This is a genomic window from Staphylococcus sp. 11262D007BW, assembly GCF_053547815.1.
Window position 1 is genome coordinate 816,179 of record NZ_JBPWPJ010000001.1, and the last position, 20,178, is coordinate 836,356.

The window sequence follows — 20,178 nt, forward strand, 5'->3', positions numbered from 1 at the left end:
TGGTGAATAGCATGGAAGAAAAAAAAAAGAAAAGTAAGGTGAAAAATTTCGATATTCGAGAAAGTCGATTTATGAAATTTTTCGGCGGAAAGGATTTAGTATTTGCTTTACTCGTTTTCATTTTAATTGGTGTGGTTATTTTTATATTTGATCGGGTTTCTTATGTTTTTCAGCCCTTTATCATTATTTTTAATACCATCGCCGCACCGATTATTATTGCTCTGATTTTATATTATCTCTTTAATCCAGTGATTAACTTCATGGAACGTTATAATATTAAGAGAGTTTGGGGCATTGTGATTCTGTTTTTAGCGATTATTGGTTTGTTTACTTTAGTTGTTAATTTACTGATTCCAGTAGTCAGTGCTCAATTTCAACGCCTTGTTCATGACTTTCCAATATACTTAAATCGCGTAACAAGCTTTATTAATGATATGATGCACATTCCGCTTCTATCGGATTACTCTCAACAAATTGAAAAAGCATTTCAAAGTTTACAAGATAAATTACCATCGCTTACTAATACATTTGGGTCTAAAATACGTACTTTTGCGGAAGTGTTAGTCAATATCACTGTAGCGATTGTAACGGTACCATTTGTACTCTTTTTCATGTTAAAAGATGGTTTTCGTTTTAAACAAGCTACAATTAAAGCAGTACCGCCTAAATTTCGTAAGGATGTTCATGATTTATTAGATAAAATGAGTGAGCGTGTCGGTTCTTATATTCAAGGCCAAATTATCGTCTCATTTTGTATCGGTATTTTATTATTAATTGGTTATTCAATTATCGGTCTAGATTATGCGCTGATTTTAGCGAGTGTCGCTGCTGTGACAAGTGTGGTGCCATACTTAGGGCCAACCATCGCTATCTCGCCAGCCATTATTATCGCATTAATGTCATCACCGTTCATGTTGGTTAAATTGATCATTGTATGGACGCTTGTGCAGTTTATAGAAGGTCATTTTATCTCGCCAAATGTGATGGGAAAAACGTTACAAATACATCCTCTAACAATTATTTTTGTATTATTATGTGCAGGTAATTTATTAGGTGTTGTAGGTGTTATCTTAGGTATTCCAGCATATGCGATTTTAAAAGTACTCGTATCTCACCTGTTTATGTTATTTAAACGTCGGTATAACCGATATTATGCTGATGAATCAGGAGAATATGAGATTGCTGAAGAAGATGAGGATTATCGAGAAATTAATTATAAGTAATCAAAAAGGTTTCTTACACAATGAATGGATAGTGTAAGAAACCTTTTATTTTAGTTTAAATGATTTTGAGCATATTGTTGACGTTCTTCTTCTTGTTGTTGAAAACGTTCAGGCTGTTTTTTATAAAAGTCTTGATGATGCGCTTCTGCTTCATAAAATGTTGAAGCAGGAAGGACTTTAGTAGCAATTGCTTTATCATGATCGATTGTATTTTGAAGTGATTGAATATACTTTTCGGCCATTTCTTTTTGATCTTCATTTGTATAGAAGATAGCAGTGCGATATTGACTGCCTCGATCTTGAAATTGTCCCTCATCGTCGGTAGGGTCAATAACAGAAAAAAAGATTTCCAGTAATTTATGATACGAGAATAATGCCACGTCGTATTCAACTTTGACTGTTTCATAATGGCCACTTTTTCCTGATTTTACGTCCTCATATGTAGGCTGATCAATATGTCCACCCATATAACCAGAAACCACTTTTTCAATGCCGTCTTGTTCATCAAATGGTTTGGTCATACACCAAAAACAACCACCTGCAAAATATGCGGTATTAATATTCATCATAACACCCTTTCTACTAAGGCTTTAGTCTAATTATTACAGTTATCACTTGATTTTTAAAAAATATTTATATAACGTTAATGTGTATTTATTATATTACATAGATACTCAATTTTGAAGATATAAGGTTGGTACGATGGCAGAAAATAATTATAAAACAAGAAGTAAAACGACAGCACCTCACTATAGAAAACGAAAAAAGAAGCGGAGATTAAGAAAGTTACCTTTTATTATTTTAGCGTTGATCCTCATTATAGTTATTATGATTACATATAGTATTTCAAGTTATAAATCCGGATTTGAGGTTGCTAAAGATAAAGGTCAAGCACCAAAGTTATATAAATTTAATGGTGAATCTAGGAATGATGGTAAAGCAACTGTGTTAATATTAGGAGCCGATCGAGAAGATGGAGGTATATCCCGTACCGATTCTATCATGGTTGCGCAATATGACTATATTCATAAAGATATGAAAATCGTTTCTGTGATGCGTGATATTTATGCGGATATTCCGGGCTACAATAGTTATAAAATCAATACTGCCTTTTCTTTAGGGGGTCCTGAACTTTTAAGAAAAACATTGAAAGAAAACTTAGGTATTTCTCCAGAGTATTATGCAATTTTAGATTTTAAAGGGTTTGAAGCAATGATTGATGAGCTTGCGCCTAATGGGGTACCTATTAATGTTGAAAAAGATATGTCTGAAAAAATTGGTGTTTCTTTGAAAAAAGGACAACATCGCCTAAATGGTAAAGAATTACTTGGTTATGCACGCTTTCGTAATGATGAAGAGGGTGACTTTGGTCGCGTACGTCGTCAACAACAAGTGATTTCTGCTTTAAAACAGGAGTTACTAAGTGTAGATTCTATATTTAAAGCACCTAAATTAGCAGGGATTATGCGCGGCTACGTTAGTACCAATATGCCAGATGTTACAATTTATCAAACGGGTATTAATTTTGCTTTACGCGGCGATAAAGATATTCAAACTTTAAGTGTGCCTGTTAAGAATAGTTATGAAAACGTGACGACTAACGATGGTGGTTCAGCTTTAGGTATTGATAAAGAAATGAATAAAAAAGAGATACAAAAGTTTTTCAACGAGGATAATCATAAATCTAAAAAGTAATTTAAAAAAAGGTATTGCATTACAACATTAAAAATAGATAAGATAAGAGTAAATATAACAAACAAAGGTGGAGAATTATGGGCTTTGACAATATTATTACATCTTTAGGTATTAATGGCATGAAAGTATTTATTCATCTTAATCAACAGCAATATCAAGTTACGGATGAGATAAGTGGTAGTCTTATTTTAAAAGCAGGACAAAGTAGTCAGAAAGTCACGCACATTGCACTTTCAATTATTGAAAAGTATAAGAATGATGATGAGACAAGCGAATTTACGCATTTGGAAAACGAATTAGACCAGTTCATCATTGACGATACGTTTACATTAGAAGTTGAAGAAAATAAGACGATCGACTTTCGCTTTAAACCAGAAAATTTAAAGTTTAAATCTAAAAAAAGCCATGTTTATTTGAAGACACATGTATATATAGGTTTAGGACTAGATGAAGAAGTCGAAGCGGTTATTCCGTATGTGAGAAACGATTAATACTATGAATCATAGATAAGAGTTGAGATACAAGATATCTCAACTCTTTTTTTTACATCTAACAAGAACATTTATTCTCTTTTATATTGAAATAAGAACACTTGTTCGTATATAATGGTATTAAGAGGAATACAGTAGAGGTGAGTTACAATGTATGATTATCATTTATTAGAAGATAGAGATATTTTATGCGTTGACCAGAAAAGTTTCTTTGCAAGCGTTTCTTGTATAGAAAAAGGTTTAGATCCATTAACAACGAAATTGGCAGTCGTTGCAGATACTAAAAGACAAGGATCAGTAGTATTAGCTGCAACACCAGCATTAAAAAAGTTAGGTATTAAAACAGGGTCTCGTTTATTTGAAATGCCTCATCGTAATGATATATACATTATCAATCCGAGTATGCGTAAATATTTGGAAGTATCGCTTCAAATATCTCGCATTGCTTTAAGATATATTCCAGCAGAAGACTTACATCAATATAGTATTGACGAATTTTTTATGGATGTAACAGATAGTTTCCATTTGTTTAGTACAACTTTGTATGCTTTTTGCCAACGTTTAACGAAAGAAATTTTAGAAGAAACAGGGATTCAATGTGCCATTGGTATTGGGTCCAATATTTTATTAAGTAAAATTGCTTTAGATAATGAGGCTAAACATAATAAGGATTTAATTGCAGAGTGGCGATATAAAGATGTGCCTAATAAAGTATGGTCCATTACACCATTAAACCAATTTTGGGGCATAAGTCATCGCACAGAACGACGGTTAAATAAAAAAGGTATTTTTAATATCGGCCAGTTAGCACATTATCCATATCGTTTTTTAAAAAGAGATTTAGGTGTGATTGGTACAGATTTACATTTACATGCAAATGGGGTTGACCGTAGTAGATTAAACGAAACTTACCATACTATGACACCATCATTATGTAAGAGTCAAATATTGATGCGTGACTATACATACGACGATTGTAAGGTCGTAATGCAAGAGTTGATAGAAGACGTTACAAGTCGTTTAAGAGCACGAAAGCAATTGGCCAAAACCATCGCATTTTCTTTTGGTTATAAAGAAGGGGGGCACGTAGGAAAGCAATATACTTTAAGCACAGGTACTAATTTAAATCAGGAGATTTATCAAATAGTAGAAAAAATGGCTGATAAGTTGTGTGATCACCAAGCTTTATATCGTACTCTAAGTATTTCATTGACACAATTCACGTCTGAAAATCAACGCCAATTAAATTTATTCGTTGATGAATTCCAACGAGAAAGAGAAGAAAAATTAGCCAAAACCATCGATGAATTACAACAAAAATATGGAAAAGGGATTGTATCTAAAGCAGTTTCGTATACTGAAGCAGGAACTAAACATGGAAGATTAGGATTAATGGCCGGACATAAAATGTAACAAAGTTAACTCTAGGAGGTCCATACTATTAAAAAGCAATCATCTCAAATAGGATTGAAATGATTGCACATAATTATTATGCGATATAGGTATGATAGTCTGATAAAGCATTGATTGCTTTGTCTCTATCAGTTGCATTTTTAAAGCTAATACGTAAAGCGCCATAGATATCTTCCCGAACTTCTAAAATTTTTAAGTTACTAATAGAAATATTATGTAAACTTAGGATAGAAGTAATTTTTGAAATCATACCTGCTTTATCGGGGATGTCGATATATAAGTCAAATGAACTTAACATGGCACCTTGCTTTTTAACCGGTAACGTATCACGATATGATTTTGCTTCTTGAAAAAATTGAAGTAAATCGTCTTGGTTGTTTGATGAAATGGCATCAATGACATTAGAAACTTGCGTTTGTAGTTGATTTAGAATCGTTAAAATATGAGATTTGTTTTCGATTATAATGTCTTTCCACATTTGAGGGTGACTACTAGCAATACGAGTAATATCACGAAATCCACCTGCAGCTAACTCTTTAATCAGTGTGTGTTCTGAATGATTTTGAATATTAATATGTACTAATGATGAAGCCATAATATGTGGTACATGACTTACAACGCCGGTCATAAAATCATGCTCATCTGCATCCAATCTAATCATTTTAGCTTTCGTATATTTTAATAAATCAACAATAATATGATAGGCGAACTCGTTCTGGGATAGGTGATAAGTTAATATATAAAATGCATTTTCAAAAAGATGTTTTTTAGAATTAAGCACGCCACTCTTATGACTCCCGGCCATGGGATGACCACCAATTAAATGAATATCATATTGAAGTAAATGTTCTTCAAAAGACGCTATAGACATCTTAGTGCTACCAGTATCGGTAACAATTAATCCAGATTTTGTGTTTAGTGTGTGTAATTCATTTAAATATTGGGTAGTCGTTTGAACAGGGGTTGCATAAATAATAATATCCGCTTCATTAACTCCTTGCTCATAATGATGAATGGCTTCGTCTATTATGCCTATAGAAGCTGCACGTTCGGTTTGTATAGGATTGGCGTCATAAGCAGTAATGTTAAAGTGCTGATAATAGTATTTTAAGTTGCTCGCTAAGCTACCACCAATTAATCCAAGACCTACAATGAAAATATTTTTCATAGCATCACCCTTATTTTAAAATTTCTGACATTTTAACATTGTAATAGATATTGAGGCAAGGAAATGAACTTAAATAATGTAAAGAGATAAAGTAACTCAATAAATAATCGAAACAATTAAGGGGAAATCTAAAGTGAAAAAAATAACATTCATACTGTAAATATGTTATAATCGACTATCGTCACATTGGCTTAATCGAATTGAATAAGTTAATATATATATGAAAACCATAGAAAAATACTACGAGAGTATAAGAATAGAGAAATGATAAAGTAGGAGAAAAAGAATGAAGTTTACAAATTTAACGACGGCTGAATTTGGTGAGTTTGTTGATAATATGCCATACAGCCATTTCACTCAAATGATTGGAAATTATGAATTAAAAGTCGCTGAAGGTGTAGAAACACATTTAGTTGGTATTAAAGATAATCAAAACAGAGTACTTGCAGCTTGTTTATTGACTGCAGTGCCAGTGATGAAATATTTTAAATATTTTTATTCAAATAGAGGTCCGGTAATCGACTTTGAAAATAAGGAATTAGTCCATTTCTTTTTCCATGAATTGGAAAAGTATATCAAAAAATATAAAGGTTTATTTTTAAGAGTCGATCCATATTTACCTTTATTAAAAAGAAATCATGATGGGGAAGTCATTGAACGTTATAATAACGAATGGATTTTCGATAAATTAGATGAATTAGGCTATGAGCACGAAGGATTTATTACTGGCTTTGATACAGTCAGACAAATCCGTTTCCATTCCGTATTAGACTTACGAGGAAAAACATCTAAAGACGTATTAAACCAAATGGATAGCTTAAGAAAAAGAAATACAAAAAAAGTTCAAAAAAATGGTGTGAAAGTTCGCTTTTTAGATGAAGATGAACTTTATATATTTAGAAACTTCATGAAAGATACTACAGAAACAAAAGATTTTGTCGACCGAGAAGATGATTTCTATTATCATCGCCTTAAACATTATAAAGATCGTGTCTTAGTGCCATTAGCTTATATTAATTTTCCTGATTACATTGAGGAATTACAAACTGAAGCAGCTGGATTACAAAAGGAAATTGATAAAGCCGATAAAGACATTGAGAAGCGTCCAGATAATAAAAAAGCACATAATAAAAAGAAAAACTTAACGCAACAACTTGAAGCAAATCAAGATAAAGTAGCAGAAGCAAAAAATCTACAAGAAGAACACGGGGATGAGTTACCAATTTCTGCTGGTTTCTTTATCATTAATCCTTTTGAAGTCGTATACTATGCAGGTGGAACTGCCAACGAATTCCGTCATTTTGCGGGTAGTTATGCGATTCAATGGGAAATGATTCAATATGCGATCAACCATAATATACCAAGATATAACTTTTATGGCGTTAGTGGTGACTTTTCTGAAGATGCAGAAGATGCTGGCGTGATTAAATTTAAGAAAGGGTATAATGCAGATGTAATTGAATATGTAGGTGATTTTATTAAGCCAATTAATAAGCCATTATATGCAATTTATTCTAAATTAAAACAATTAAAGAAATCATGAGTAAATGAAGAAAGGGATTTGATTGGTATGAAATTTACAGAACTGACAGTAGAGGAATACGACCAATTTGTTCAAAAACCAACACTTGAAAGTCATTATTTTCAGGTTAAGGAAAATATAGCAACGCGTGAGGCGGACGGCTTTAAAGTAGTCATATTGGGTGTTAAAGATGATAACAATCAAGTCTTAGCGGCAAGTTTATTTTCCAAAATCCCTACAATGGGAAGTTACGTTTATTATTCAAACCGTGGTCCAGTAATGGATTATAGTGATTTAGGGTTAGTTGATTTTTATTTAAAAGAATTGGATATTTATTTACATAAAAATAAATGTTTATATGTAAAAATGGACCCTTATTGGATATATCAAATATATAATAAAGATATCCATCCGTTGAAAAATGAAGCCAATGACAAAATCGTGCAATTGTTTAAATCACACGGATATGAACACCATGGCTTTACGACGCAATATGACAGTTCTAGTCAGGCACGTTGGATGGGTGTGTTAAATTTAAAAAATCAAACACCGGCTTCAATTAAGAAAAAGTTTGATAGTCAACGTAAGCGTAATGTGAATAAGGCGAAAAATTTTGGCATCAAAGTGAGATTTTTAAAACATGATGAATTAGATGAATTTCTTGATTTATATCATGAAACTCAAGAACGTCACGAGTTTATTGCAAAAGATGATGACTATTTCAAAAATTTCGTGGATCATTATGGTTCAAAAATACTTATACCAATGGCTTATATTGATTTAGAAGAATATATCACGACATTACAACACAATATTAATGATAAAGAGCAACGCCGAGATCAAATGATGGCTAAAGAAAATAAGTCAGATAAGCAATTAAATAAAATTGCGGAATTAGATAAAGAAATTGATCATGATCAAAAAGAATTACTCAAAGCAAGCGAACTACAAAAAACAGATGGTAATATTTTAAATCTAGCTTCTGGTATATTCTTTGCAAATGCTTACGAAATTAATTATTTCGCAGGTGGTTCAAGTAAGAAATATAATCACTTTATGGGGCCATATGGACTTCATTGGTTTATGATTAACTATTGTTTTGAACATGGTTATGAACGTTATAATTTTTACGGTTTATCAGGTGATTTTACTGAAAACAGTGAGGATTATGGCGTATATCGCTTTAAAAGAGGCTTCAATGTGACAATTGAAGAGTTAATTGGCGATTTTTACAAACCAATTAATAAGTTTAAATTCTTCTTATTTAAAGCAGCGAATAAACTTAGACAAATTAAAAAGTAAGCAAATCAAACAACAATCAACATTTGATTGTTGTTTTTGTTTTATTTTAAAAGTAGATTGTAAATATATTATGTAAACTCAAAGGGTAAATACCCTCATATTAAGGAAGTTCTAAAATAAAACGTTGATCACAAACTAAAAGATAAAGTGATGTAATATAATGAATGTACTTATATGAAGAATCGTAGACAGGAGTTAATACATAACCGTAATGGTAATACAATACGTTATGTAATATGGTGAATTGCGCACATTGTTAACGTGTTATAAGAAAGCTATAATTTAAACGAAACAATTTGATAATAGAAACTGAAATTTTAAATTCGAATATTAGTTTACATAATATATATTATAGGAAGTTATATATACTAAGATAATTCTAGGTATTTTGCTTATCATTGCTCTACTACATCAATTTCAGATATAAATAAAAGCCAGTTTTAAATTAACTGACTTTTACCGAGATTAAGGATGATGTCTTTTTTCAAAAGCTGCACGTTCTTTTTCATATTTTTTCATTTGACGCTTTTTACGCCAATCACGTGTAAAGTACCATAATAAAACACTTATGATTAAACTTATAACAGCTACAAATGCAGCATATCCTAATAATGGTTTATATGTAATATCGTAAAAATTTGGCATTAAAAAAGCTAAAATGCCTAGTACAATAAAACTAATTACAGCTGCTATAAACCATCGATTTAGTACTAATGTACAAAATAAAGTTAATATTAGCATTGCAAGCAATGAAATCCATAAAAAGTTTGGAAAATCAAATATCGACATTGTAAGCCTCCCTTATAGATTGGATATCTTGACTAGTATTATACTGATTGTAACGACAAAATTATAGCGTTTTAAAGACTTTTTTAGTGAAATGTGTCAATAGTGTATAATAAAGTTAAATGACTAACGATATTAAAGGAGGAATTATAATGTCACAAAAATTACCATTAAGATCTGAGGTTCCTCAGCATGAACAATGGGATCTCACTGATTTATAGTGCGCCCGGCATGGGTAACATCTTGACGGTGAAAGTCCGTTACAGGCTTGGTAGTAGGAACTGTTAGCGAAGGACAAGGGTGTCCACTGCGAAGTGGAATCTGAAGGAAGTCGGACGCAAACACTCGCACTGACGAACAGAAACATCATACTAAGGCTATGTAGAATGGATGAATCTGCTATACAAGATAAAGTCCTATACTACCCGAGTTCTATATAGTAAATGATGTGGTGACATGAGTGGAAAGAGGTTACACCTTACCCGGGGAGGTCTCATAAGCGATTCGTAGAATCGTAGTAACAACGAATTATGAGAAATCAGCAGAAGTCATAGTAGGTATAAACATATCGAAGGACTGAACAATATTAAATACAAAGTAAAGAATGGAGGTTATAGATTTACGGTGTGCAGAAAACGGTTTATACCGGCAACTTATAGAAAGATAAGTAGTGGAACGAAAAAAGGATATATAAGTGTGTACAGTAAATCTTAGGTGAAATGAAAGAAATGTATCGTGAGTCTCCATCTTTGATGGAACTTGTTGTAAGACCAAACAACATTGAAAAAGCAATTAAGAAAGTGAGAAAGAACAAAGGTGCACCTGGAATTGATGGTATGAGTGTTAGTGACTTGAATAGGCACTTCTCGCAGTACTTTCCTCAAATTCGAAAGAAACTGCTTGATGGTACATACAAACCACAAGCAGTAAGGAAAGTTGAAATCCCAAAATCAAATGGGAAAAAATGAGTGTTGGGTATTCCTGTCGCAAGAGATAGAGTTATCCAACAAGCCATTAAACAAGTCATTGAACCTAAAATTGACCGTACATTTTCAAATCACAGTCATGGTTTCAGACCAAATCGTAGTACAGGTACTGCATTGAAGCAATGTGCATTATACTATGAAGAAGGTTATTCAGTCGCAGTCGACTGCGACTTAAAACAATGTTTTGATATGTTAAATCATGACAAGTTAATGTATCTATTTGAGCGTCATATCCAGGATAAAACTATTTCTAAGTTCATTCGTAGAAGTCTACAAGTTGGTGCCATTGACCTCAATGGTAACTACAAGAATAAAGAAATCGGTGCACCGTAAGGTGGCGTTATATCGCCGCTATTATGTAACATCTATCTGCATGAATTAGATAAAGAACTGGAAAAACGTGGACATCGTTTTATTCGCTACGCTGATGACTTCGTCATCTTTGTGCGTTCAAAACGAGCAGGCCAACGTGTTATGGAGAGTGTGACAAAATTCATCGAAAAGGATCTTAAACTTATTGTAAATAAGGAAAAGAGCAAGGTAGGTGCAGTCACACGTTTAAAGTTCTTGAGTTGTCTAATGACCAAAGTAAATGGCATTTATCGTTTCAGACCGACTATGGAAGCAAAAAGAAGTTTAAAACGCTCCTTAAGACGCCTAACGAAACGAAATAGACCAGGTACCTTCAGACAGATTATAACAGAAATCAATCAAGTGACTCGAGGGTGGATAAATTATTTTGGTAGAGGGTTTATTAAAGGCTTTTTAACAAAAGTACAATCATGGCTAAACCGTCGTATTAGACAACTGATTCTTAAAAGATGGAAGAAAACGAAAACAAAATACAAAATGTTACGTAAATATGGACTTGACCATGATAGCGCAATGAGAGTTTCACAATCACGTAAGAAGTATTGGCGACTCTCAAGTGTAAAAGAAGTCCATCGTGCGCTTACAACAAAACAACTCTACGAGTGGGGACTAATACCTTTAGTCCACCTCGCAGAGCTGGCTTACGCAAGATATTGAACCGCCGTGTACGGAACCGTACGCACGGTGGTGTGAGAGGACGAATAACCAAATAATGGTTATTCTCCTACTCGATTCGTACACCAAGAGATTATGAAGTTGCTATTAATGAACTTGTGACTAAAGCACAACAGTTTAAGGAAGCATATGAACATAAGCTAAATGATATAGAAACGATTAAAAATGCATTAGATGATTATAATGATCTTTTAATTGAAATTGATCGTGCAGCTAATTATGCTACTTTACAATGTTCAGTGGAAACTACCAATGCAGAACGCCAACGCTTAGAAGCCCTATTTACGTCTAACTATGGCACGATAATGAGTCAGTTAACATTTGTTGAAGCTGAGCTACTCGAACTCGACGAAGATTTACTTCAAGAAGCTATTAATACATTAGATTATTCAGCTTATTTAAAATCGTTAAAGAAACGTCAACCGTATCGCTTACATCCAAAAGCTGAAGAAACAATAGCTAATTTATCTCAAGCATTAGAAGCACCAAGTCATATTTATGGCATTACAAAAATGTTGGATATTGATTTTGGTCAATTTGAAGTAGATGGCCAACACTTTGATATGGATTATACAACGTTTGAAGGTATATACGAAGATCACGAAGATACCGCTATTCGTCGTGAGAGTTTTAAACATTTTAGCAAACGTATCCGTCAATATCAGCATACCACTGCTGCTGTATACAATAATCATGTTCAAAATGAAAAGCGTATTGCGACATTGCGCGGTTATGATTCAGTTATTGACTTTTTATTAGAAGAACAAGATGTAACACCTGAGATGTATCATCGCCAAATTGATGTCATTATGTCTGACTTAGCGCCGGTCATGCGTCGTTACGCAAAAATTATAAAACGTACAAATCAGTTAGAAGACATGAGATTTGAGGATTTAAAAATTTCGGTAGACCCTACCTTCGAACCAACTATTACCATTGACGCTTCTAAAGATTATATCTACGGTGCACTAAGTATCCTTGGTCAAGAGTATACTAAAATGTTAGACGATGCATATGCAGAAAGATGGATAGACTTTCCACAGAATAAAGGAAAAGAAACGGGCGCGTATTGTGCAAGTCCTTATGCATCTCACAGTTATGTGTTTATTTCTTGGACTGGAAAAATGACGGAAGCATTTGTGTTGGTACATGAATTAGGACATGCTGGTCATTTTATGTTCGCGCAGAACCATCAAAACTTTTTACAATCCGAAGCTTCTATGTACTTCGTTGAGGCCCCTTCGACTATGAATGAAATGTTAATGTTAGATTATTTATTAAAACAAAGTGACGATTTGAAATTTAAACGTTGGGCAATCGGTTCTATTTTGGCGCGCACATATTATCACAATATGGTTACTCACCTTTTAGAAGCAACCTATCAACGAGAAGTTTATCGTCGCGTCGATAATGGTGAATCACTCAATGCTCCTATTTTAAATGAGATTAAAAGAAATGTCATTGAATCATTTTGGGGAGAGGATGTAAACATAACATCTGGTGCTGAGTTAACTTGGATGAGACAACCTCACTATTATATGGGATTATATTCTTATACTTATTCTGCAGGATTAACAATAGGTACAATTATGGCCCAACGTATTAAAGATGAAGGACAAAGTGCTGTTGAGGAATGGATTGAAGTATTAAAAGCTGGAGGCAGTAAGTCCCCACTTGAACTAGCTCAAATGGTTAATATAGATTTAACAAGTGATAAACCGTTAAAAGAAACTATTCAATTCATAGATCAACTTGTAACTGAATTAGAATCATTAACAGACGAAATCGAAGCAAAATCATAAATGATAAAAAAAGAAGTTAGAGGATTTTTCCCCTAACTTCTTTTAAATTGATTACTCAACACGAGACCAACCTTTTTTAGTTAATGAAATTTTACCAGTCTCAATATTAATTAAACGTTTTTTATATAAATGACCGATGGCACGTTTAAATGCCCCTTTACTCATATTAAATACTTCTTTAATGGCTTCTGGACTAGATTTATCCCAAAATGGCAATTCCCCGTCGTATTCTACAAGTAAATTAAATATTACTTCCCCATCATCGTCTAATCGTTCGTGTGCTAAAGGTAAGAATGATCCATTTAGTTCTCCCTTATCATTGTGCCCTATGATACGTACTTCGAGACGCTCACCCAATCTTGGTTCTTCTTTTCTTTCTGACTCATGCACAAAGATTTTGTAGCCATCTTCAGAGAGTAAAAATGTTCCTACTTTAAGTAAGCGATATGGTCGTGCATTAAGGACTTGATTATGAAAACTGTCATCTTTGATAGGGGTATACATTTGTTGGACGGTCGTTTCAGAAGCTAATCTAGCAAACATTTGTCGTTCGCGATCAATACGTAGAGTACATAATACATAATCGCCTTTTTGAGGCCATAAAGACTTAATTTTTGGTAAATCTTCCCAAGGTATGAGTACTTCTCTTGGTAAACCGATATCTAGCCTTGCCCCTTCGCGATCAGTACTTAACACGCGGACAAAGTCATAGCGTCCTACAACAATATCAGGCATGTTTTGTGTCGCAAATAAATCTCCTGAACGGTTAGGATAAATGAAGAAGCTATATGACTCCCCTATTTCTAGCACATCATCTTCTTCAATTTCAGATTGATTTAATTTAACAGTTTCTTTATTCGGGCCTTCTAAAATATACGTTGACCCTTCTATTGATTTAACCTCTAAAAATGTGATTGTCCCTGCGATTTCTTGTTCTTTAAAAGACATAATGTACTCCTCTTTCCTTATAATATCGCTATTATAACATGGTAAAAGATTTATAGATATCCAAAGTTAATATTTGCTATTTAAAATGCTTATTTATCAACCTATCGAAAGTCATTAATGAATATGATATAATGCATCCATTACTATATCATAATTAAAGGAGCAAATACATGTTACAAGTTACAGATGTCAGTTTACGTTTTGGAGATCGTAAATTGTTTGAAGACGTCAATATTAAATTTACACCTGGCAATTGTTATGGTTTGATTGGCGCTAATGGTGCTGGTAAATCAACATTTTTAAAAATATTATCTGGGGAAATCGATTCCCAAACAGGACACGTTTCATTAGGTAAAGATGAACGTTTAGCTGTATTAAAACAAGATCACTTCGCATATGAAGACGAGCGTGTTTTAGATGTGGTAATCAAAGGACATGAACGTCTTTTTGAAGTGATGAAAGAAAAAGATGAGATTTATATGAAACCAGACTTTAGTGATGAAGATGGTATTCGAGCTGCTGAACTTGAAGGTGAATTTGCAGAGATGAACGGTTGGAATGCAGAGGCAGACGCTGCTACATTACTTTCAGGTTTAGGTATTCCTGCAGAACTTCATGATAAAAACATGTCAGAACTTGAAAATAACCAAAAAGTTAAAGTATTACTTGCTCAAAGTCTTTTTGGTGATCCAGATGTTTTATTACTAGACGAGCCTACCAACGGATTAGATATTCAAGCCATCAGCTGGTTAGAAGACTTTTTAATTAACTTTGAAAATACGGTAATCGTTGTTTCACATGACCGCCACTTTTTAAATAATGTATGTACACATATCGCTGACTTAGACTATGGTAAAATTAAAGTTTATGTTGGTAACTATGATTTTTGGTATCAATCAAGTCAACTTGCTCAAAAAATGGCGCAAGAACAAAATAAAAAGAAAGAAGAAAAAATTAAAGAGCTTCAAGACTTCATTGCACGATTTTCTGCTAATGCTTCAAAATCTAAACAGGCAACAAGTCGTAAAAAACAACTTGAAAAAATTGAACTTGATGATATTCAACCTTCATCACGCCGTTATCCTTACGTTAAATTCACACCTGAACGTGAAATCGGTAATGATTTACTTTTCGTTAATAATGTATCGAAAACGGTTGATGGTGAAAAAGTATTAGATAATATTTCATTTACTATGAATCCAAATGATAAAGCCGTTTTAATCGGTCAAAGTGAAATTGCTAAAACGACTTTATTAAAAATATTAGCTGGTGAAATGGAGCCAGATGAAGGTTCGGTTAAATGGGGTGTGACGACATCACAAGCCTACTTCCCTAAAGATAACTCAGATTACTTTGACGGTGTAGATATGAACTTAGTTGACTGGTTACGTCAATATGCACCAGAAGATGAGCAAACTGAAACATTTTTACGTGGCTTTTTAGGACGTATGTTATTTAGCGGCGAAGAAGTTAAGAAAAAAGCCGACGTTTTATCAGGTGGTGAAAAGGTTCGTTGTATGTTAAGTAAAATGATGCTTTCTAATGCGAACGTATTATTACTTGATGAACCTACGAACCACTTGGACTTAGAAAGTATCACATCAGTGAATGAAGGATTAAAATCGTTTAAAGGGTCTATTATTTTCACATCACATGACTTTGAATTTATAAATACAATCGCTAATCGCGTCATTGATTTAGATGTTGAAGGCGGATTATCTAAAGAAATTTCGTATGAATCTTATTTAGAAGAAAAAGGTGTACTGGTTAAGGCGAAATCATAGTACATTAATCATCTATTAGTCTGTATTGTAACGAGGTTGAGACACGTTCTTGCTTTAAGATACCATTAATTGGTTTCTTAGCACTTAAATAGTTTATGTCTCAGCCTCGTTTTATGCCCTATTAAAGATTATTTTACCTCATTAATTGTCAGTAAATTTTAAAATTTAGGATTTTTGTGTTTACAATATATACCAAGCTATGTATAATACTATTCATAAACAATTAAATATTGTTGATGAGGCGCATCGATCATGATTAAGTAAATGTCTTATGTCTGCAAGCACTATTTACTGAAAGGGTGAGATGCCGAAATAAATAAACGTTGCAGCGTTTGTTTATTGGACGCTACGGTTAAGAGCTAAGGGTCTGTCATTATGATTAATAATGGAGTGCATCACTTGTAATCAACCGCACAAGTTCGCACGCCGAGCTTGTTTTTTTATACTTCAAAAAGATATGGAATTTTCAATAAACCAAGTTACTTCCCTATTTTGAAGTTGAAGTATAGAGACTGTATTAGTTATTTTCAGAATTATATGAAATTGGTATTAGTTTAACAAAAGAATATGGAGTGAGAATTTATGGCGAGATTAGCAGTTGTAGGAGCAACAGGTTTAGTTGGTACAAAAATATTAGAAACATTAGATCGAAAAGGTATTAAGTTTGATGAATTGACACTTTTTTCATCTGCACGTTCTGCCGGTCAAGAAGTAGCGTTTCAAAATCATACTTATACTGTTCAAGAGTTAACTGAATCAAGTGCTGCACAACCGTTTGATTATGTGCTCATGAGTGCAGGAGGAAGTACGAGCAAACAATATGCGCCTATTTTTGAAGCACATGGTGCAATTGTGGTAGATAATTCGAGTCAATGGCGTATGGCTGAAGATATTGATTTGATTGTACCTGAAGTCAATACCCCTACTTTTAACCGAGGTATTATCGCAAATCCTAATTGTTCAACGATTCAATCTGTAGTGCCATTAAAGGTGTTACAAGATGCTTTTGGTTTACAACGTGTTGCCTATACAACTTATCAAGCTGTATCAGGCTCAGGTGTGCAAGGTAAAAAAGATTTAAGTGAAGGTGCTAATGGCGCAGAACCAAAAGCTTATCCGCACCCTATTTATAATAATGTTTTACCACATATCGATGTTTTTCAAAGTGACGGTTATACAAAAGAAGAACATAAAATGATTGATGAAACAAGAAAGATTTTAAATTTACCACATTTAAATGTTACAGCTACTTGTGTAAGAGTACCTGTTCAAGATAGTCACAGCGTGCATATTAACGTAACGCTCGACAAACAGACGACGGTTGAAGACATTCAAAAGGTATTTGACGAGGATAATCGTGTCGTATTAATTGACCAACCTGAAGAAAATAAATATCCACTCGCCGTTTATTCTACTGGAAAAGACGATATATTTGTAGGTCGTATACGAAAAGATGAGTCGCTAGATAATACATTCCACGTATGGGTTACATCTGATAACTTACTTAAAGGAGCTGCACTGAACACTGTTCAAATTCTAGAACAAGTCTTAAATTTGAAAGGAGAATAAATAATGTCACATTTGTTTGAGGGAACTGGCGTTGCTTTGATTACCCCATTTGTAAATGATGAAGTAGATTATCCTTCTATACGGAAACAAGTCAATTTTCTAATTGACCAACATATTCAATCTTTAGTAGTAAATGGTACAACAGCAGAAAATCCAACATTAACTGAAGAAGAACAAACCCAAATACTTAAAACGGTTATTGAAGAAAATGATTCACGCGTACCGGTTATTGTAGGTACAGGAACAAATAATACACAAAAATCTATCGAAGCATCACTCAGAGCTAAATCTTTAGGAGCAGATGCGATTATGTTAATTACCCCCTATTATTTAAAAACGAGTCAGCGTGGGTTAATTAAACATTTTGAAACGATAGCTAATAAAGTACAATTACCTGTTATTTTATATAATGTCCCTTCTCGGACAAATTCAACAATTGAACCTAAAACAGTTGAACGTCTTAGTCAAAATCCATATATTGTTGGCTTAAAAGATGCGACCAATGATTTAAATTATTTAAGCGAAGTACAATCACGTGTTGATGAAAACACGTTTGCTATATATAGCGGTAATGATGATAATATTGTTGAATTTTATCAAAAAGGCGGACATGGTGTTATTTCTGTAGTAGCTAATGTCATTCCACAAGCGATGCAAGATGTGTATGAGCATGCTAACGCGCGTAAATCCTTATTTAAACCTATCTCTAATTTATTAGAGGCTTTGAGTGTGGATATTAATCCTATTCCAATTAAATACCTTGCGTCATTAGAAGGTTTTGGAAAATATGAGGTTCGCCTTCCTCTTGTTACACTAAATGAACAAGAACAACAAGCATTAAAAAATGCATATGACACATTTAAAGCAGGTGAAACGCAATGAACATACTTTTAATTGGATATGGGGCTATGAATCAACGAGTAGCAAGATTAGCTGAAGCAGATGGACATACGATTGTAGGTGTTATTGTAAAAAATCAAAATAAATCACTTCCCTACCCTATTTTTAATCGTATTAGTGAAGTGCCTAATGCAGAGGTAGCTATCGATTTTTCACATCCAGACCTATTATTACCATTACTAGAGGATTCCTTCAAATTACCACTTGTGGTAGCGACAACAGGTCAAAAAGATAAGATTACCTCACGATTAGAGTCATTAAGTTCAGAAATGCCTGTATTCTTTAGTGCGAATATGAGTTATGGTGTTCATGTACTATCAAAATTGCTTGAGCTTGCCGTCCCATTATTAAAGGATTTCGATATTGAGTTAACTGAGGCGCACCATAATCAAAAAGTAGATGCACCTAGTGGTACGCTTGTTAAACTATATGACATTATTGAATCATTGAGAAAGGATGTTTATCCTACCTATCATCGAGACCAACAGGACGCTAAGCGTGAAAAAAATGAAATTGGCGTTCATACGTTAAGAGGCGGTACAATCGTTGGCGAACACGATATCCTTTTTGCAGGTAAAGATGAAACAATTACTTTATCACATAAAGCGCAATCTAAAGATATCTTTGCGAATGGTGCATTAAATGCTGCACAACGATTAATTCAATACGATTCAGGTTATTATACTTTTGATACTATTTAGAAAAGGAGTTTATCATTATGGTTCAACAATTCTCTGCAGAAGAAATCATTCAATATATTAGTGATGCAAAAAAATCAACACCTTTAAAGGTCTATATTAACGGTGAATTTAGTGAGATTACCTTCCCTGATTCATTTACTGTTTTTGGCTCAGATCATTCTAAAGTTATATTTTGTGAAGCAAAAGATTGGAAAGCGTTCTATGATGAAAACGCAATGTTAATTGAGGATTTAGAAATCGAAATGGATCGCCGTAATTCAGCAATTCCGTTAATTGATTTATTAAATACCAATGCGCGTATCGAACCAGGCGCATTTATACGCGAACATGCTACTATTGGCGATGGTGCCGTAGTAATGATGGGTGCAACGATTAATATCGGTGCTGTTGTTGGTGAAGGTACGATGATAGATATGAATGCGACACTTGGTGGAAGAGCGACAACTGGTAAGAACGTTCATGTGGGTGCAGGTGCTGTACTTGCTGGTGTGATTGAACCCCCTAGTGCCGATCCAGTTGTTATTGAAGATAATGTATTAATTGGCGCAAACGCAGTTATTTTAGAAGGCGTCCGTGTTGGTGAAGGTGCTATTGTGGCAGCAGGTGCTATTGTTACACAAGATGTACCAGCAGGTGCTGTTGTTGCAGGTACGCCGGCTAAAGTGATTAAACAATCTAATGAAGTGGACGATTCTAAACGAGAAATCGTTTCTGCATTAAGAAAGTTAGATGAAACTGAATAAATAATGCTGCAAAATGGTTGGGACAATATGAAGCGGATGGTTAGATGATGCATCCCTTGTGTCCCAGCCCTTTCTATAGCATTCGATGATAGTAATAA

15 protein-coding genes, 2 pseudogenes and 1 riboswitch are annotated in these 20,178 nt (G+C 33.7%); of the genes and pseudogenes, 13 read left to right on the forward strand and 4 right to left on the reverse strand.

Features of this window, described 5'->3' with window-relative positions:
* Positions 1-11: 11 nt before the first annotated feature.
* A complete protein-coding gene (locus ACEE93_RS03940) occupies positions 12-1,223 on the forward strand; it encodes an AI-2E family transporter (RefSeq protein ID WP_449156405.1) in 1,212 nt (403 codons plus the stop codon).
* 50 nt (positions 1,224-1,273) lie between these two features.
* Here the strand turns inward: ACEE93_RS03940 and msrA are convergent, their stop codons facing one another.
* Positions 1,274-1,789 carry a peptide-methionine (S)-S-oxide reductase MsrA gene (gene msrA / locus ACEE93_RS03945; protein ID WP_449154993.1) on the reverse strand — a complete coding sequence of 172 codons (516 nt, stop codon included), beginning with the start codon at positions 1,787-1,789 and terminating at the stop codon, positions 1,274-1,276.
* A gap of 136 nt (positions 1,790-1,925) precedes the next feature.
* Between msrA and ACEE93_RS03950 the strand changes: the two genes are divergently transcribed.
* The 3 genes from ACEE93_RS03950 to ACEE93_RS03960 all read left to right on the forward strand — a co-directional run bounded on the left by ACEE93_RS03950 (position 1,926) and on the right by ACEE93_RS03960 (position 4,822).
* Positions 1,926-2,918: an LCP family protein gene (locus tag ACEE93_RS03950; RefSeq protein ID WP_449154994.1), complete on the forward strand. Its 993-nt coding sequence runs from the start codon at positions 1,926-1,928 to the stop codon at positions 2,916-2,918.
* Positions 2,919-2,995: 77 nt separating this feature from the next.
* Complete coding sequence (locus ACEE93_RS03955; protein WP_449154995.1) at positions 2,996-3,409, forward strand: sporulation protein; 414 nt, start codon at positions 2,996-2,998, stop codon at positions 3,407-3,409.
* A 150-nt stretch (positions 3,410-3,559) separates the two neighbouring features.
* A complete protein-coding gene (locus ACEE93_RS03960) occupies positions 3,560-4,822 on the forward strand; it encodes a Y-family DNA polymerase (protein ID WP_449154996.1) in 1,263 nt (420 codons plus the stop codon).
* 76 nt (positions 4,823-4,898) lie between these two features.
* Here the strand turns inward: ACEE93_RS03960 and ACEE93_RS03965 are convergent, their stop codons facing one another.
* On the reverse strand, positions 4,899-5,990 hold the full coding sequence (locus ACEE93_RS03965) for a prephenate dehydrogenase (protein WP_449156406.1): 1,092 nt from the start codon (positions 5,988-5,990) through the stop codon (positions 4,899-4,901).
* Between the two features lie 286 nt (positions 5,991-6,276).
* On the opposite strand from ACEE93_RS03965, the gene ACEE93_RS03970 reads away from it, so the two are divergent.
* Together ACEE93_RS03970 and ACEE93_RS03975 are read left to right on the forward strand one after the other, a co-directional pair.
* The gene (locus ACEE93_RS03970) at positions 6,277-7,533 is read left to right on the forward strand and encodes an aminoacyltransferase (RefSeq protein ID WP_449154998.1); all 1,257 of its coding nucleotides are present in this window, start codon (positions 6,277-6,279) and stop codon (positions 7,531-7,533) included.
* 27 nt (positions 7,534-7,560) lie between these two features.
* Positions 7,561-8,814, forward strand: a complete 1,254-nt coding sequence (locus tag ACEE93_RS03975; RefSeq protein ID WP_449154999.1) for an aminoacyltransferase — start codon at positions 7,561-7,563, stop codon at positions 8,812-8,814.
* A gap of 465 nt (positions 8,815-9,279) precedes the next feature.
* Here the strand turns inward: ACEE93_RS03975 and ACEE93_RS03980 are convergent, their stop codons facing one another.
* Positions 9,280-9,603, reverse strand: a complete 324-nt coding sequence (locus ACEE93_RS03980) for a hypothetical protein (RefSeq protein ID WP_449155000.1) — start codon at positions 9,601-9,603, stop codon at positions 9,280-9,282.
* Between the two features lie 725 nt (positions 9,604-10,328).
* Here ACEE93_RS03980 and ltrA point away from each other — a divergent pair.
* Together ltrA and pepF are read left to right on the forward strand one after the other, a co-directional pair.
* Positions 10,329-11,615 (forward strand): annotated as a pseudogene (gene ltrA / locus ACEE93_RS03985) (group II intron reverse transcriptase/maturase).
* Positions 11,616-11,698: 83 nt separating this feature from the next.
* Positions 11,699-13,435: pseudogene (pepF, locus tag ACEE93_RS03990) on the forward strand (oligoendopeptidase F); the annotation flags it as partial.
* Positions 13,436-13,486: 51 nt separating this feature from the next.
* Here the strand turns inward: pepF and ACEE93_RS03995 are convergent.
* Complete coding sequence (locus ACEE93_RS03995; protein WP_449156003.1) at positions 13,487-14,383, reverse strand: CvfB family protein; 897 nt, start codon at positions 14,381-14,383, stop codon at positions 13,487-13,489.
* 170 nt (positions 14,384-14,553) lie between these two features.
* Here ACEE93_RS03995 and ACEE93_RS04000 point away from each other — a divergent pair, with 170 nt between their 5' ends.
* The 5 genes from ACEE93_RS04000 (at position 14,554) to dapD (ending at position 20,080) form a co-directional block, all read left to right on the forward strand.
* Positions 14,554-16,167 carry an ABC-F family ATP-binding cassette domain-containing protein gene (locus ACEE93_RS04000; RefSeq protein ID WP_449156002.1) on the forward strand — a complete coding sequence of 538 codons (1,614 nt, stop codon included), beginning with the start codon at positions 14,554-14,556 and terminating at the stop codon, positions 16,165-16,167.
* Between the two features lie 228 nt (positions 16,168-16,395).
* Positions 16,396-16,571, forward strand: a riboswitch (Lysine riboswitch).
* Between the two features lie 178 nt (positions 16,572-16,749).
* Positions 16,750-17,736, forward strand: coding sequence for an aspartate-semialdehyde dehydrogenase (locus ACEE93_RS04005; RefSeq protein ID WP_449156001.1), 987 nt, complete (start codon positions 16,750-16,752; stop codon positions 17,734-17,736).
* 3 nt (positions 17,737-17,739) lie between these two features.
* Positions 17,740-18,618, forward strand: a complete 879-nt coding sequence (gene dapA / locus ACEE93_RS04010) for a 4-hydroxy-tetrahydrodipicolinate synthase (RefSeq protein ID WP_449156000.1) — start codon at positions 17,740-17,742, stop codon at positions 18,616-18,618.
* Complete coding sequence (dapB, locus tag ACEE93_RS04015; protein ID WP_449155999.1) at positions 18,615-19,337, forward strand: 4-hydroxy-tetrahydrodipicolinate reductase; 723 nt, start codon at positions 18,615-18,617, stop codon at positions 19,335-19,337. Before dapA ends, dapB begins: the two co-directional genes overlap by 4 nt.
* Before the next feature lie 17 nt (positions 19,338-19,354).
* Entirely contained in the window at positions 19,355-20,080 is a 726-nt protein-coding gene (gene dapD / locus ACEE93_RS04020) for a 2,3,4,5-tetrahydropyridine-2,6-dicarboxylate N-acetyltransferase (RefSeq protein WP_449155998.1), read from the forward strand.
* The last annotated feature ends 98 nt before the right edge of the window (positions 20,081-20,178 follow it).

Coding starts and splice junctions, on each gene's coding strand:
- ACEE93_RS04000 (WP_449156002.1), top strand. CDS start 14,554: ATGTTACAAGTTACAGATGTCAGTTTACGTTTTGGAGATCGTAAATTG.
- ACEE93_RS04005 (WP_449156001.1), top strand. CDS start 16,750: ATGGCGAGATTAGCAGTTGTAGGAGCAACAGGTTTAGTTGGTACAAAA.
- ACEE93_RS03940 (WP_449156405.1), top strand. CDS start 12: ATGGAAGAAAAAAAAAAGAAAAGTAAGGTGAAAAATTTCGATATTCGA.
- msrA (WP_449154993.1), bottom strand. CDS start 1,789: ATGAATATTAATACCGCATATTTTGCAGGTGGTTGTTTTTGGTGTATG.
- dapA (WP_449156000.1), top strand. CDS start 17,740: ATGTCACATTTGTTTGAGGGAACTGGCGTTGCTTTGATTACCCCATTT.
- ACEE93_RS03950 (WP_449154994.1), top strand. CDS start 1,926: ATGGCAGAAAATAATTATAAAACAAGAAGTAAAACGACAGCACCTCAC.
- ACEE93_RS03960 (WP_449154996.1), top strand. CDS start 3,560: ATGTATGATTATCATTTATTAGAAGATAGAGATATTTTATGCGTTGAC.
- dapD (WP_449155998.1), top strand. CDS start 19,355: ATGGTTCAACAATTCTCTGCAGAAGAAATCATTCAATATATTAGTGAT.
- ACEE93_RS03955 (WP_449154995.1), top strand. CDS start 2,996: ATGGGCTTTGACAATATTATTACATCTTTAGGTATTAATGGCATGAAA.
- ACEE93_RS03970 (WP_449154998.1), top strand. CDS start 6,277: ATGAAGTTTACAAATTTAACGACGGCTGAATTTGGTGAGTTTGTTGAT.
- dapB (WP_449155999.1), top strand. CDS start 18,615: ATGAACATACTTTTAATTGGATATGGGGCTATGAATCAACGAGTAGCA.
- ACEE93_RS03965 (WP_449156406.1), bottom strand. CDS start 5,990: ATGAAAAATATTTTCATTGTAGGTCTTGGATTAATTGGTGGTAGCTTA.
- ACEE93_RS03980 (WP_449155000.1), bottom strand. CDS start 9,603: ATGTCGATATTTGATTTTCCAAACTTTTTATGGATTTCATTGCTTGCA.
- ACEE93_RS03975 (WP_449154999.1), top strand. CDS start 7,561: ATGAAATTTACAGAACTGACAGTAGAGGAATACGACCAATTTGTTCAA.
- ACEE93_RS03995 (WP_449156003.1), bottom strand. CDS start 14,383: ATGTCTTTTAAAGAACAAGAAATCGCAGGGACAATCACATTTTTAGAG.